General features: G+C 51.2%; 2 tRNA genes. Both read left to right on the top strand.

Annotation, left to right across the window (positions count from 1 at the left end):
- The first annotated feature begins 38 nt into the window (after positions 1-38).
- A tRNA-Ile gene (locus tag ACGTN6_RS20965) sits at positions 39-115 on the top strand.
- Between the two features lie 104 nt (positions 116-219).
- Positions 220-295: transfer RNA gene (locus ACGTN6_RS20960), tRNA-Ala, on the top strand.
- Positions 296-543: the final 248 nt, after the last annotated feature.

The raw sequence follows: 543 nt of genomic DNA, 5'->3' as shown, positions 1-543 counted from the left end.
ACAATGAATTACCTGATCGGCCAGAGCAAAGACTGTTTGGGTCTGTAGCTCAGTTGGTTAGAGCGCACCCCTGATAAGGGTGAGGTCGGCAGTTCAAGTCTGCCCAGACCCACCAAAATTTGTGTAAAACGTCGTTGCTTTTCACCTCGTGTAGCAGGCTACACGTCGGCAAAAAGCGCCTCGTCTTGCTCAAATTTCCTGTTCCAACAGGGTATCAGAGGGGCCTTAGCTCAGCTGGGAGAGCGCCTGCCTTGCACGCAGGAGGTCAGCGGTTCGATCCCGCTAGGCTCCACCATTCTCGAGCTTGAAGCTCAAAGCTTGAAGCTGGAAGACAGCCCGCAGTCGATGAAGTTTTAAGCTAGACGCTTGGTAAGAGGGTTTTCCTCTTCAAGCTTCCAGCTTAAAGCTTCTAGCTTTAAACGCTCTTTAACAATGTAAATCATGCTGACAAAGTCCCTTTCCTACCCGGGAAAGGGCATGAGATACGTCTCAAGCGTATCCGGCAATTGTCGTTGTTGTCATCGCGGATCAGACCCCTTGGGG

Source organism: Halomonas sp. B23F22_20 (genome assembly GCF_043496985.1).
Classification (GTDB): domain Bacteria; phylum Pseudomonadota; class Gammaproteobacteria; order Pseudomonadales; family Halomonadaceae; genus Halomonas.
The sequence above is the reverse complement of the archived record's forward strand: the minus strand, read 5'-3'. Positions and strand labels throughout refer to the sequence as shown.